General features: G+C 74.9%; 8 protein-coding genes and 1 pseudogene. 3 read left to right on the top strand and 6 right to left on the bottom strand.

The genetic code is table 11. From position 1 onward, the window contains the following. The 5 genes and pseudogenes from AB0K34_RS34985 to tkt form a co-directional block, all read right to left on the bottom strand. Positions 1 to 874, bottom strand: a pseudogene (locus AB0K34_RS34985) (hypothetical protein); the annotation flags it as partial. After that, positions 871 to 2,574, bottom strand: coding sequence for a phosphoheptose isomerase (locus tag AB0K34_RS34980; RefSeq protein ID WP_364553172.1), 1,704 nt, complete (start codon positions 2,572 to 2,574; stop codon positions 871 to 873). The gene AB0K34_RS34980 and the pseudogene AB0K34_RS34985, both read right to left, overlap by 4 nt. Positions 2,575 to 2,708: 134 nt before the next feature. After that, a complete protein-coding gene (locus AB0K34_RS34975; protein ID WP_364553171.1) occupies positions 2,709 to 4,364 on the bottom strand; it encodes a glucose-6-phosphate isomerase in 1,656 nt (551 codons plus the stop codon). Further along, the gene (gene tal, locus AB0K34_RS34970) at positions 4,361 to 5,476 is read right to left on the bottom strand and encodes a transaldolase (RefSeq protein WP_364553169.1); all 1,116 of its coding nucleotides are present in this window, start codon (positions 5,474 to 5,476) and stop codon (positions 4,361 to 4,363) included. Before tal ends, AB0K34_RS34975 begins: the two co-directional genes overlap by 4 nt. A 10-nt stretch (positions 5,477 to 5,486) precedes the next feature. Beyond that, entirely contained in the window at positions 5,487 to 7,613 is a 2,127-nt protein-coding gene (gene tkt, locus AB0K34_RS34965) for a transketolase (RefSeq protein ID WP_138638021.1), read from the bottom strand. A 691-nt stretch (positions 7,614 to 8,304) separates the two neighbouring features. On the opposite strand from tkt, the gene AB0K34_RS34960 reads away from it, so the two are divergent. From AB0K34_RS34960 to AB0K34_RS34950, 3 genes are all read left to right on the top strand, one after another. Beyond that, complete coding sequence (locus tag AB0K34_RS34960) at positions 8,305 to 9,222, top strand: heme o synthase (protein ID WP_240807907.1); 918 nt, start codon at positions 8,305 to 8,307, stop codon at positions 9,220 to 9,222. Positions 9,223 to 9,297: 75 nt separating this feature from the next. Continuing rightward, positions 9,298 to 10,524 (top strand): PrsW family intramembrane metalloprotease, encoded by a 1,227-nt coding sequence (locus tag AB0K34_RS34955; protein WP_364553168.1) that lies wholly within the window; start codon positions 9,298 to 9,300, stop codon positions 10,522 to 10,524. A gap of 48 nt (positions 10,525 to 10,572) precedes the next feature. After that, a complete protein-coding gene (locus tag AB0K34_RS34950) occupies positions 10,573 to 11,574 on the top strand; it encodes a COX15/CtaA family protein (protein ID WP_364553167.1) in 1,002 nt (333 codons plus the stop codon). A 12-nt stretch (positions 11,575 to 11,586) separates the two neighbouring features. Here AB0K34_RS34950 and polX read toward each other — a convergent pair whose 3' ends face one another. Next, the gene (gene polX, locus AB0K34_RS34945) at positions 11,587 to 13,308 is read right to left on the bottom strand and encodes a DNA polymerase/3'-5' exonuclease PolX (RefSeq protein ID WP_364553166.1); all 1,722 of its coding nucleotides are present in this window, start codon (positions 13,306 to 13,308) and stop codon (positions 11,587 to 11,589) included. Between the last annotated feature and the right edge of the window lie 19 nt (positions 13,309 to 13,327).

The following is a 13,327-nucleotide window of genomic DNA, read 5'->3' as shown; positions in this document are numbered from 1 at the left end:
TGACCTTTCCCCCGGCGGTCGCCCCGTCCAGCCGGTCCGCCGCCCCGCGCGCGCGGGGGGGGTGGGCGGCGGCGTAGCCGCCGACCACCGCCGTCGGGCGGCCCGCGGGGGCCGCCCCGCCGAGGATCGCGCCGAGGACGAGCCCCGGGTTGTTCTCCGGCCGGGTCAGCGCGGGCAGCACCGCGGTGGCCTCCTCCAGCAGGGCCCGGACGTCGGCGCCGGCGAGCGCGGCGGGCACCAGCGCGTACGGCGACAGCGCCCCGAACGCGGTCGCGGCCGGCGCCTCCACCAGCGGATGCCCCGCCTCGGCGGCGTGCTTGGCCGCGGCGGTGCGCGGCTCGGCGACCGTGACGAACCGCCGCGCGGTCTCGGCGGGGGACAGGCCGGTGTCCGCCAGCATCCCGGCGAGCACCGACCGCAGCGTCTCGGCGCCCGGGTCGTCGCCGGTCACGGCGACCAGGGTCCGGCCGAGCCGCTCCCCGTCGTCGCGCAGCCGCAGCAGCGGGCCGGGCTCCAGGCCGTCCAGGACGGTCAGCGGCGCCCCGCCGCTCGCGGCGATCAGCTCGGCGGCGCGGGCGGGCGCGCCGCCGCCGAGCAGCACGACCTCCGTCAGCCCCTCGGCGCGGGCCCCGGCGCGCAGCTCCTCGGCGCGGTCCAGCGCGGCGCGGCCCGGGCCGGGCTGGCCGGGCCAGCACAGCGGCCGGCCCGCCACCCCGGCGGTCGCGGCGGACGGCCACAGCGACGCGTCCTCGGACGCGAGCCGGACCGGCACCTGGTCGATCCACAACCGGCCGAGGACCCGCTCCGCGGCCTCCTTGAGCGGACCGCGCGCGGTGATGGCCGTCTCCCCCGAGACGACGGCGGTGAAGCTCACGGCCTGCGCGCCCCCGCCACCGCGCGGACCGCCTCGGTCAGCCGGCCGGCGCCGTCGACCGGGTCGCGCAGGTGCAGCCGGATCACCGGCAGCCGGCGCTGCCGCAGCGCCCGCAGCTCGCCGAGGGCCCGCGCCAGCCGCAACTGCGCCAGGCTGTAGGGGCGGCCGGGCACCGGGTGCGCGGCGAGCGCGTCGCCCGGCGCCGGGTCGCCGGTGATGATGAGGAACGCGCCGTTGCCGGGGCCGTCCTTGTGCACCGGGCCGGTCGCGTGCGGGTAGCCGGGGCCCGGCCCATAGGCGACGGGACGCCCGGACGCGCGCGCCAGCGACGGCGCCAGGTACCGCCCGGAGAAGTCGCCCGACAGGTACGTCATCACCGACAGGTAGCCGTCGGAGGGCACCGAGGCGACCAGCCCGCCGAGGACGGTCCGCAGCTCCGCGCCGGGCGGCCACGGGAAGTCGGCGTGCACCTCGATGCCGTCCTCGACGTACACCGGCCGCTCCGCCGTCAGCGACCCCGCCGCCGCGCCGCGCAGCAGCATCGCCGCGTCGTCCTCCGCCTCCTGCACGACCGTGCTGCCGGCCTCGAACGGGTTCACGCCGAGCAGCCACCCGGCGACGGCCGTCGCGTACTCCCACAGCAGGAACTGCGCGCCGAGCGGCGCCCACACCGAGGTGTCGGAGTCGTCCTGCGCCGCCGACCTCGGGTTGATCGACACGCCGTGCACGTCGGGGAACTCGCCGCGCCCGCCGGGCGGCTCGAACGCCAGCACGCCGCGGCCCCGCTTGCCGGTGCCGACGGCGAGCAGCTGGGAGATCCACGCGCTCAGCGCGCCCGGCCCGCCGGGCTCGCGCAGCAGCACCTTGTCGCGGGCGAGCCCGCCCTCCGCCTGCTGCGCGCAGCCGCCGATGACGGCGCCGAGCAGCAGGCCCGGGTTGTCCTCGTCCTTGGACAGCGACGGCACCAGCGAGGCCGCCTCGTCCAGCAGCCGGTCGGCATCCGCGCCGGCCAGCACCGCCGGGACCAGCCCGTACGCCGACAGGGCGCCGTAGTGCCCCGGCAGGTACGGGTCGGTCAGCCCGATCCGGTAGCCGCACTGCCGGGCGAAGTCGTGCAGCGGGCTGCCGTGGTCGGTGATGACCAGGAACCGGCCCGCGATCTCCCGCTCCGACATGCCCCGCTCGCGGAACGCCGCGGCGAAGATCCGCCGGTAGGCGTCGCCCTCCAGCGACACGCCCGCCTTGCTCGCCAGGACGACCAGCGTTCGGTCGAGCCGCTCCATCGCGAACGCCAGCGCGGCGGTGTCGCCGCCGTCCAGCACGGTCAGCTCGCCGGTCGTCCGCTCGGCGCCGGCCGGGGGCGCGGCGGCGGGGCCGCCCGCGCCGGCCAGCGCCGGCGTGTGCGCCTCCATGATCGCCTGCGCGGCGAGGCTCTCCGCGCCGACGCCGATCAGCACGATGTGGTCGAGGCCCGAGTAGCGCGCCTCCGACACGAGCCCGCCGACCTGGTTCAGCAGCCCGCGGGAGGCGAACGGCAGGTCGAGCCAGCCGAGCCGGCTGTGGTCCACCGCGCGCCGCCCCCACAGCCGCGGGTCCTTGGCGGCCAGCGCCCCGGGGACGCCGCAGCTCACGAGGTAGTCCCGTGCCTGCAGCGCCGAGTCCAGCACGTCGCCGCGCGTCAGTACGTCGAATCCGGACACCGTTCCCTCCTGCCCCCCATCGTTTCAGGAGAGAACGGGCATTCGCGACCATCTCCATCGATCTTCTTTGTCGCGTCCCGGATTCGCGTCGTCGCCCTGCGTCCCGGCGGGCGCGCGGCGCGGGCGCCGGGCCGTCAGCCGAGCGCGGCGGCGAGCTGCGCGAGGCCCTCGGCCCGGTCCCGCAGGTGCAGCCGGACGGCCGGGCGGCCGAGCGCGCGCAGCACCCGCAGGTCGCCGAACGCCTGCGCGAGCTGCAGCTCGCCCAGCGTGTACGGCTTGCCCGGCACCGGCACGTCGGTCGTGACCGCCCCGGTGATCTGCAGGAAGGCCCCGTTCAGCGGCCCGCCCTTGTGGTACTGGCCGGCCGTGTGCAGGTAGCGCGGCCCCCAGCCGAACGTGACCGGCGCGGGGGACCGGCGGACCTCGGCGCCCCGCGCGGCCAGCAGCGGCCGCAGCGCGGCCGCCGCCGCGTCGCCGCGGCGGTCCAGGTAGGCCAGGACCGCGAGGTAGCCGCCGCCGGGGACGTCCGCGAGGACGCTCTCCAGCGCCTCGGTGAGCGTCTTGGCGCCGCGCAGCGCGTCCTCGGGGGCGTGCACCTCGACCGCGCCCTCGACCAGCTCCGGCGGCCGCCGCACCACCGTCGGCGCGGTGCCCTCCTCCGACCGCAGCAGCGCGGCCGTGCTCTCCCGCGACTGGGCCACGTCCGGCTCGCCGAACGGGTCCACCCCGATCACCCGCGCCGCGACCGCGACCGCGTACTCCCACAGCAGGAACTGCGCGCCGAGCGGGCCCGCGACGCTCACCCCCGCCTCGCGGCCGGGGCCCGGCTCGTCCGGGCGGCGGCCCAGGATGACCCGCCGCAGGTCGCCGGCCAGCGCGAAGCCGGGCGCGTCGACGCCCTCCACCACGACCGGCAGCAGCCCCTTGCCGTCCTTGCCGAGCGCGCCGCCGACCAGCTGCTCCGCCCACCCGGCGAGGCCGTCCAGGCCGGAGCCGTGGTCGGCGATCACCAGCTTGTCGCGGACGCCCAGCGCCGACGAGCCGAGCGCCGCGCCGAGCGCCAGCGCCGGATTGTCGTAGGGCTGCCGCAGCGTGGCGGCGAGCCCGGACGCCTCCTCCAGCAGGGCGCCGGCGTCCGCGCCCGCGAGCACCGCCGGGACCAGCGAGCGGGCGCCGAGCGCCCCGAACCGGTCGTCGACATCGGGCTCGGCCGGGACGAGGTGGTGGCCGACGTCCGCGGCCGCGCGCGCGAGGGCGGAGCCCTCCTCGGCCACGACCACGAACCGGCGCGCCAGCTCCGCGCCCTTCAGCCCGGCCTCGGCGAACGCCCGCCCGAACACGCGCCGCAGCGACTCGGCCTCGACGCTCTCGCCGACCACGACGACGAGCGTCCGGTCCAGGCCGGCCGCCAGTACGCCCGCCACCTCGTGCGGGTCGGTGGTGTCGAGGACGGTCAGCTCGACGCCGGCCGTGCGGCACATCGCCTCGGCGGCCAGCGCCGTCCCCCCGGCGGCGGCCAGCACGATCCGGTCGAGCCCGGCGGCGCGGGCGTCGCCCGCCGGCTCGGCCAGCCGGTCCGCCGCCGACCGCGAGGTCTCCGGCAGGTCCAGCCAGCCGAGCCGGCGGGCGGCGAGCGGGGCCGCGTCCGGCCCCCACAGCTTGGCGCTCCGGGACGCGAGCGAGCCCGGCACGCCGTCGGAGACGAGACGGTCCAGGACCGTCTCGCCCTCGTCGACGACGGCGCCGCGGATGGTGACCGAGATCCCCCCGGCGGTCACCACCGAGGTCACGCGCCGGCCCTCTTGGACTCCAGCTCGCCGGTGATGGAGTCGAGCATGCCCTTCCACGAGGCCGCGAACTTCTCCACGCCCTCGTCCTCCAGGACCCGCACGACGTCGTCGTAGTCCACGCCGACCGCCTTCAGCGCCGCCATGTGCGCGCGGGCGTCGTCGTAGGTGCCGCGGACGGTGTCGCCGCGGACCTGGCCGTGGTCGGCCTCGGCCACGAGCGTCGCCTCCGGCATCGTGTTGACGGTGCCGGGCGCGACCAGCTCGTCGACGTACAGCGTGTCGTTGAGGTTCGGGTCCTTCACGCCGGTGGAGGCCCACAGCGGCCGCTGGGGACGGGCCCCGGCGTCCTTCAGCGCCTTCCACCGGTCGGTGGCGAACTTCTCCTCGTACAGCGCGTACGCGAGCCGGGCGTTGGCGAGCCCCGCCTTGGAGCGCAGCCCCTTCGCCTCGTCCGAGCCGATCTTGTCGAGCCGCTTGTCGATCTCGGTGTCCACCCGGCTGACGAAGAACGACGCCACCGACGCCAGCTTCGACAGGTCGTGGCCGTTGTCGCGGGCCCGCTCCAGGCCGGCGAAGAACGCGTCGATGACCTCGCCGTAGCGCTCCAGCGAGAAGATCAGCGTCACGTTCACGCTGATGCCCTGCGCCAGCGTCTCGGTGATCGCGGCCAGGCCCTCCCGCGTCGCGGGGATCTTGATGAACAGGTTGGGCCGGTCCACCAGCCACCACAGCATCCGCGCCTCGGCGACCGTCTTGGCCGTCTCGCGGGCCAGCCGCGGGTCGACCTCGATCGACACGCGGCCGTCGACGCCGTCGGTCCGGTCGTAGACCGGGCGCAGCACGTCGCAGCCCCAGCGGATGTCGTAGGTGGTGATCGCGCGGGACGCCTCCTCGACGTCCACGCCCAGCGCCGCGAGGTCGCGGACCTGGTCGTCGTAGGCGGTGCCCTTGCTCAGCGCCTTGGCGAAGATCGTCGGGTTGGAGGTGACGCCCACGACGTGGCTGTCCTTGACCAGCTCGGCCAGGTTGCCCGTCCGCAGCCGGTCCCGGCTGATGTCGTCCAGCCAGATCGACACGCCCTCGTCCGAGAGCTCCTTCAGGATGTCGCTCATCGCTCTCCTCCTAGTTGCCGGTGGTCTCGCCGCGCCCGGCGCCGTGCACGCCGGCCTTGATCAGGCTCGCCTTGGCCGCCGCGACGACCCGCTCGGCGGTGATGCCGAACTGCAGGAACAGCGTCTTGTAGTCGGCGGACGCGCCGAAGTGCTCCAGGCTCACCGACTCGCCCGCGTCGCCGACGTAGCCGCGCCAGCCGAGCGCGACGCCCGCCTCGACGGACACGCGCGCCTTCACCCCGGGCGGGAGGACCTCCTGCCGGTAGGCGTCGGTCTGCTGCTCGAACCACTCCACGCACGGCATCGACACCACGCGGGTCGGGGTGCCCTCGGCCTGCAGCGCCGTGCGCGCCTCCAGGGCGAGCTGCACCTCGCTGCCGGTCGCGATGATGACGACCTCGGGCTGCCCGCCGTCGGCGTCGGCCAGCACGTAGCCGCCCTTGGCCGCGCCCTCCGCGGACGCCAGCTCGCCGCCGCGCTCCAGCGTCGGCAGCTTCTGCCGGGTCAGCGCCAGGCCCGCCGGGCGGTCGGTGTGCTGGAGGATCGTCCGCCACGCGACCGCGGTCTCGTTGGCGTCGGCGGGCCGGACCACGTCCAGGCCGGGGATGGCCCGCAGCGCCCACAGGTGCTCGACCGGCTGGTGCGTCGGGCCGTCCTCGCCGAGGCCGATCGAGTCGTGCGTCCACACGTAGGTGACCGGCAGCTTCATCAGCGCCGCGAGCCGGACGGCCGGGCGCATGTAGTCGCTGAAGATCAGGAACGTGCCGCCGTAGGGGCGGGTGCCGCCGTGCAGCGCGATGCCGTTGCAGATCGCGCCCATCGCGTGCTCGCGGACGCCGAAGTGCAGCGTGCGGCCGTAGCGGTGGCCGGGGAACTCCTTGGTCTGGAACTCCTCGGGGATGAAGGACGGCTCGCCCTTCATCGTGGTGTTGTTGCTCTCGGCGAGGTCGGCCGAGCCGCCCCACAGCTCCGGCAGCACCGGCGCCAGCGACGCCAGGATCTCGCCGGACGCGGCGCGGGTCGCGATGTCCTTGCCCGCCTCGAACGCCGGCAGCGCCTCCTCCCAGCCGGGCGGCAGCGTGCGCGAGGAGATCCGGTCGAACTCGGCGGCGCGGGCGGGGTTCGCCGACCGCCACGCGCCGAACGCCTCGTTCCAGGCGGCGTGGTCGGCGCGGCCCCGCTCGCACACCTGCCGGGCGTGCGCCAGCACGTCCTCGGGGACCTGGAAGGTCTCCGCCGGGTCCAGGCCGAGGATCCGCTTGGTCGCGGCGACCTCGTCGGCGCCGAGCGCCGAACCGTGGATCTTGCCGGTGTTCTTCTTGTTGGGCGCCGGCCAGCCGATGATCGTGCGCAGCGCGATGAACGACGGGCGGGCCGTCTCCGCCTTCGCCGCGGCGAACGCCGCCGCGAGCGCGGCCACGTTCTCCTCGTAGTCGCCGTTCTCGGTCCAGTCGACGCGGTGGACGTCCCAGCCGTAGGCCGCGTACCGGGCCTGCACGTCCTCCGACAGCGCGATCGCGGTGTCGTCCTCGATGGAGATCTTGTTGTCGTCGTAGAGCAGCACGAGGTTGCCGAGGCGCTGGTGGCCCGCGAGGGCGGACGCCTCGTGGCTGATGCCCTCCTCGATGTCGCCGTCCGACGCGAACGCCCAGATGGTGTGGTCGAACGGGGAGGTGCCCTCGGGGGCGTCCGGGTCGAACAGGCCGCGCTCGCGGCGCGCCGCCATCGCCATGCCGACCGCGTTCGCGATGCCCTGGCCGAGCGGTCCCGTGGTGGTCTCCACCCCGGCGGTGTGCCCGTGCTCCGGGTGCCCGGGGGTGAGGCTGCCCCACTTGCGCAGCGCCTTCAGGTCGTCCAGCGTCATCGGGTAGCCCGACAGGTACAGCTGGATGTAGAGGGTCAGGCTGGAGTGGCCGCAGGAGAGCACGAACCTGTCGCGGCCGGCCCAGTGCGGGTCCGTCGGGTCGTGCCGGAGGAAGCGCTGGAAAAGAAGGTAGGCGGCGGGCGCGAGGCTCATCGCCGTCCCGGGGTGGCCCGAGCCCGCCTCCTCGACCGCGTCCATGGCGAGGGCGCGGATCACGTCCACCGCGCGCCGGTCCTTGTCGGACCACTCAAACGTGCTGTTGTCCCTGCTCACGGAACGCCAGGCTCCTCTCGAACCGGTGTCAAGATGACTCTGTAATGTTGTGCGCCACAGCCCCGTGCCGCCCGGCCGCGGCCTCCGATGGCCGTAACGCCCGGCGACCCGGCGCGCTTCCCCCTGCCCCGTTCCGCCGCCGGTCCGCGGCGGGCGAAGATCATGCCGCGCCCCAGGCGAGCCTATCGCGCGGGAGGGCCGCCGCAGGCGGGGACGGGACGCGCCGGGGGGCGCGCGCGTCCGGGTCCCGGACCGCGCGGCGCCTTCATGCACCCTTGCCCGGACGCCCCTGGGACTAACCCCCCGCACGGGGGATCCGGAGGGTGATCCCGGACGCGTCCGGACGGGCGTGCGCGGCCCTCCGCCGGCCCGTCCCGCGGGCACGTCCGCGGGCACGTCCGCGGGCTCGCCGCCAGGGCCGGACGATCATGGCCCGGCGCGTCCGGCGACCCGGTGCACGACCCCCGGAGGGGTCGGACTACAGTGATGGCGCGGCCGACGGAAAGCGGCCGCCGCAACAAGACCAGCCGAAGTCGCATCAACCGGAGGCCGGCCCGGAACGCGGGGGCACCGCCGAGGTGGACCGATTTCTCATCCCTAGTTGGACGTGGACCCGATTGTGACGGTGCTCAGTAGCAAGCGCGGGGTCGAGCTCGACGAGCGGGTGCCGGGGGCGCTCGCGCCGGCCCTCGTGCCGGACCCCGCCGAAAGCGCCGCCCGCCGCACGGTGGGGGCGAGCGTGCGCGCCTACGTGGCGCTCACGAAGCCACGCGTCATCGAACTGCTGTTGATCACCACGATCCCGGTGATGTTCCTCGCGGCCGGCGGCGTCCCGCCGCTGTCCACCGTGCTGCTCACGCTGGCGTTCGGGACCATGTCCGCCGGGTCCGCCAACGCGATCAACTGCTACATCGACCGCGACATCGACGCCAAGATGCGCCGCACCCGGCGCCGCCCGCTGGCCCGCCACCAGGTCACCCCGGCGCGCGCCCTGATCTTCGGGGTGACGCTGGCCGTGCTGTCCACGGCCGGGTTCCTGCTGACGGTCAACCCGGTCGCCGCGGCCGGATCGCTGTTCGCGATCCTGTTCTACGTCTTCGTGTACTCGCTGCTGCTCAAGCGGCGCACCTCGCAGAACGTCGTGTGGGGCGGCATCGCCGGGTGCATGCCCGTCCTCATCGGCTGGGCCGCGATCACCGGGTCCGTCGCCTGGACGCCGTTCGTGCTGTTCATGGTGGTGTTCCTGTGGACGCCGCCGCACACGTGGACGCTCGCGATGCGCTACCGCGAGGACTACGCCGTCGCCAAGGTCCCGATGCTGCCGGTCGTCGCGTCCGAGCGCCGCGTCGTCACCGAGAGCCTCGCCTACACCTACGCCACCGTCGCGGCCTCGCTGGCGCTGTGGCCGGTCGCCGCGATGAGCCCGGTGTACGGGGCCGTCGCCGTCGTGCTCGGCCTGGTGTTCCTCGCCGAGGGCCACCGGCTGCTGAAGGCGGTGCGCGCCGGCGTCACCGGCGTCCACCTGCGGCCGATGCGCTTCTTCCACCTGTCGAACGTGTACCTGGCGCTGCTGTTCACCGCCGTCGCGGTCGACCCGCTGCTGCACTGACGCTCCCGGGGGCGGTCACGCCGCGTGGCCGTCCCGGCTTAGCGCTTCGCCCCCACCTGCCGTTACCCTCACGACATGGCGCGCATGGACCCGAAGGCGGTGCTCGACGGCCGGGTGCCCGGCCGTCCCCCGGTCGGCCTCATCGTCGGCCTGACCGTGTCCGGGCTCTGCATCCTGGTCGCGTTCGGCGCCGACGCCGCGTTCGGCGGGGCGGGCTTCTGGGTCGGCGTGCTGCTCGCCATCCTGCCGATCCCGGTGCTGGTCGCCCTCGCGCTCACCCTCGACCGGCTGGAGCCCGAGCCCCCGCGCGCGCTCGTGTTCTCGTTCATGTGGGGCGCCGGGATCGCGGTGCTCGGCGCGCTCGTCCTCAACACCGCCGGGCTGCTGTACGTCACCGTGCCCATCTTCGGCGAGACCGAGGGCCACTTCGTCAGCGCCACCTTCGGCGCGCCGATCATCGAGGAGACGCTGAAGGGCGCCGTCCTGTTCGGGCTGCTCTGGTTCCGCCGCAACGAGATCGACGGGTTCGCCGACGGCATCATCTACGCCGCCATGGTCGGCCTCGGCTTCGCCATGATGGAGAACATCACCTACTACATGCGGGCGTTCGAGGACGGCGGCGCCCAGCAGCTCCAGGCGGTGTTCGTCCTGCGCGGCCTCATCGCGCCGCTCAGCCACCCGCTGTTCACCTCCATGACCGGCCTCGGCGTCGCCTACGCCGCCACCCACCGGCGCGGCCAGCTCGCCGCGCCGCTGCTCGGGCTGCTCGGCGCGATGGTCCTGCACGGCCTGTGGAACGGCGCCGCCGGCGCGTTCGGCCTCGCCGGGCTCGGCATCGTCTACCTGCTGGACTTCGGCGTCCTGGTGACGCTGATCGCCATCGTCTTCGTCGAGCGGCGCGGCACCGTCCGCCGCATCGAGACCTACCTGCCGCGGTACGCCGGGACGGGCCTCGTGACACCGCAGGACGTGCGGATGCTGCGCTCCATCCCGTCCCGCCGGGCCGCCCGCCGGTGGGCCCGGTCCGTCGGCGGCCCGCCCGCCGGCCGCGCCATGACCGACTACCAGCTCGCCGCGACCGAGCTGGCGCTGCTGCACAAGCGCGCCGACCGGGGGGTGGCCGACGAGCGCTGGTTCGTCACCCGCCGCGACGCGCTGCTGGAGCTGATGTCGCTGGCCAGGCAGGCGTTCCTGCGCACCCCGCCGCGCGCCGGGGCGAACTGGCCCGCGGGCCCGCCGTGGGCGGCGCAGGGGCCGTCGGGGTTCCTGCCGCCGCGCCCGCCCGGCCCCTATGGCACGTAACCGGGGGGCGGGTCAAGACCGCCGGGACCCGGCCATACGATGGGGGCCGTGGCAGAGCGACCGTCGTCCAACTTCCTGAACCGGACCTGGAACGCCGTCTGGCGTCCGACCCCCGGATCGCTGCGGCTGCTCGCGCTGCTCGGCATCCTCGGCAACGTGCTGATCGTCGTCAGCGGCGGGGCCGTGCGGGTCACCGAGTCCGGGCTCGGCTGCCCCGAGTGGCCGCGCTGCAGCGGCGACAGCCTCGTCCCCACGCACAACCCCGAGCACCACTGGCTGAACATGTCGATCGAGTTCGGCAACCGGCTGATCACCTTCGTGGTGCTCGGCGTCGGCATCCTGGTGTTCGTCGCGGCGCTGCGGCTCGTGCCGCGCCGCAAGGACCTGGTGTGGTGGGCGCTCGCGCAGCCGATGAGCGTGGTCGCGCAGGCCGTCATCGGCGGCATCGTCGTCCTCACCGAGCTGCACCCGGCGGCCGTGTCGCTGCACTTCCTCGTCTCGCCCGCCCTGCTGGTGTTCTGCGTCGGGCTGTGGATCCGCGCCGGCGAGGGCGACGCGCCGCCGCGCCGGCTCACCGGGCCGTGGACGCGCGGCCTCGCCGCCGTGCTGCTGGTCTCGTGCGCCGCCGTGCTCGTCGCCGGCACCGTCGTCACCGGCACCGGCCCCCACGCGGGCGACGCCGAGTCCCGCCGCTACGGCTTCGACATCACCGACGTCGCCCGCATCCACGGCGAGCTGGCCTGGCTCACCATCGCGCTGACGGCGGCCGTCGCCATCGCCCTCTACCGCGCCGGCGGCCCCGGCCTGCGGAGCGCGCGCCTGCGGGCGCTGGAGCTCGCGGGCCTCATCGTCGTCCAGGGCGCGATCGGCTACACCCAGTACTTCCTCGGCGTCCCCGCCGGGCTGGTGCTCCTGCACATGCTCGGCGCGGTGCTGATGTGGATCGCGGCGTTCCGCCTCTTCTTCGCCCTCCGCGACCGCGGCCCCGTCCCCGCCGCGGCGCCCGCCCCGGCCGCCGTCCGGCCCGCGGAGACCCCGCAGCCCGCCTGACCTCCCCCGCCCCTACGGCTTCTTGGCGAGGAACTCGCGGAGGCGGGCCAGCGGCCAGGTGTTGATGACGTCGTCGGGGGTCAGCCAGCCGCGCTGGGCGGTGCCGATCCCGTAGCGGATGTTGCGGTGGTGCGCGAGGGAGTGCGCGTCGGTGTCGACGGAGAACTTCACGCCGAACCGCTTCGCCCGGCGGATCAGGTCGGCGGGCAGGTCGAGCCGGTCGGGGAACGAGTCGATCTCCATGGCGGTGCCGGTGCCGGCGGCGGCCCGGAACACCTCGTCCCAGTCGGCGTCCACCGGCGGGCGGCGGCCGATGCTGCGCGCGGTCGGGTGGCCGATCACGTGCACGTGCGGGTTCTCGCAGGCGTGGACGAGCCGCCGGGTCATGGCCGCCTGGTCCTGGGTGAAGTGGGAGTGGATCGAGGCGACGCACACGTCGAAGCCGGACAGGAAGTCGGCGTCCCAGTCGACGCCGCCGTCCGGATCGATGTTGAGCTCGGTGCCGTGCAGCAGGACCAGGTCGCCGTAGCGCTTCTGGAGTTCGGCGACCTCGGCGCGCTGGGCGAGCATCTTCTCGTCCGTCATGCGCTGCATCACCAGGTTCGGGGCGTGGTCGGTGATCGCGTAGTACTCCAGGCCGCGGGCGTGCGCGGCGGCGACCATGTCGGCCAGGGAGGCGATGCCGTCGGTCAGGTCGGTGTGGCTGTGCAGGTCGCCGCGCAGGTCGTCGACGGTGACGAGGCGGGGCAGCTCGTCCTTCAGGGCCGCCTCGATCTCGCCGGTGTCCTCGCGGAGGGCGGGGTGCACCCACGGCAGGCCGAGGCGCTCGTAGACCTCCTCCTCGGTCTCCGACACGATCAGCTCGTCGGTCTCCGCGTCGAACAGGCCGTACTCCGACAGCTTGAGGCCCGCCTTCACGGCGATCTCGCGGGTGCGGATGTTGTGCGCCTGCGAACCGGTGAAGTACTGCAGCGCGGCGCCCCACGACTCGGGCGGGACGACGCGCAGGTCGACCTGCAGCCCCTTGGCGGTGCGGATCGAGGTCTTCTTGTCGCCGCTCGCGATGACCTCCGCCACGAACGGCAGCGCGGTGAACGCCGCCATGATCGGGCGCGGGTCGCGGGACGCGGCGAGCACGTCGACGTCGCCGATCGTCTCGCGCATCCGGCGCAGCGACCCGGCGTGCGCGCAGCGCTCCACCTGGGGCAGCTCCGACAGCGCGGCGGTGATCTCGTCGGCGACGGCCGCGGCGGCGTCGACCAGGACGCGCTCCCCGGAGCTGCGCAGCAGCTCGATGCCGCGCAGGATGTTCTCCTCGGTCTTGGCGCCGAAGCCCTTGAGGCCGCGCAGCCGCCCCTCGCCGATGGCGGCGGCGAGCTCGTCCACCGAGGAGATGCCGAGCTCCTCGTAGACGGCGAGGGCCTTCTTCGGGCCGAGCGTGGGGATGGCGGTGAGCGCGCGGACCCCGGCCGGGATCTGGGTGCGCAGCTCCTCCACCTGCCGGATCGTGCCGGTGGTGGTGTAGTCGAGGACCTTCTTGGCGATCGCCTCGCCCACGGTCGGGATCTTGCGCAGCCCGGCCAGGTCGAGGCCGGCGATGTCGTCGGGGTACCCGGCGATCGCCCGCGCCGCCTTCTCGTACGCCCTGATCTTGAAGGCGTCACCGCCGGTGATGGACAGCAGGTCGGCCAGCTCCTGGATGAGCGCGGCGGCCTCGTCGTTAGCGCGTGCCATACGGCCGAGTCTAGGCGGG

Origin of the sequence: Actinomadura sp. NPDC049382 (genome assembly GCF_040677125.1) — a bacterium.
Lineage (GTDB): Bacteria > Actinomycetota > Actinomycetes > Streptosporangiales > Streptosporangiaceae > Spirillospora > Spirillospora geliboluensis.
The sequence above is the reverse complement of the archived record's forward strand: the minus strand, read 5'-3'. Positions and strand labels throughout refer to the sequence as shown.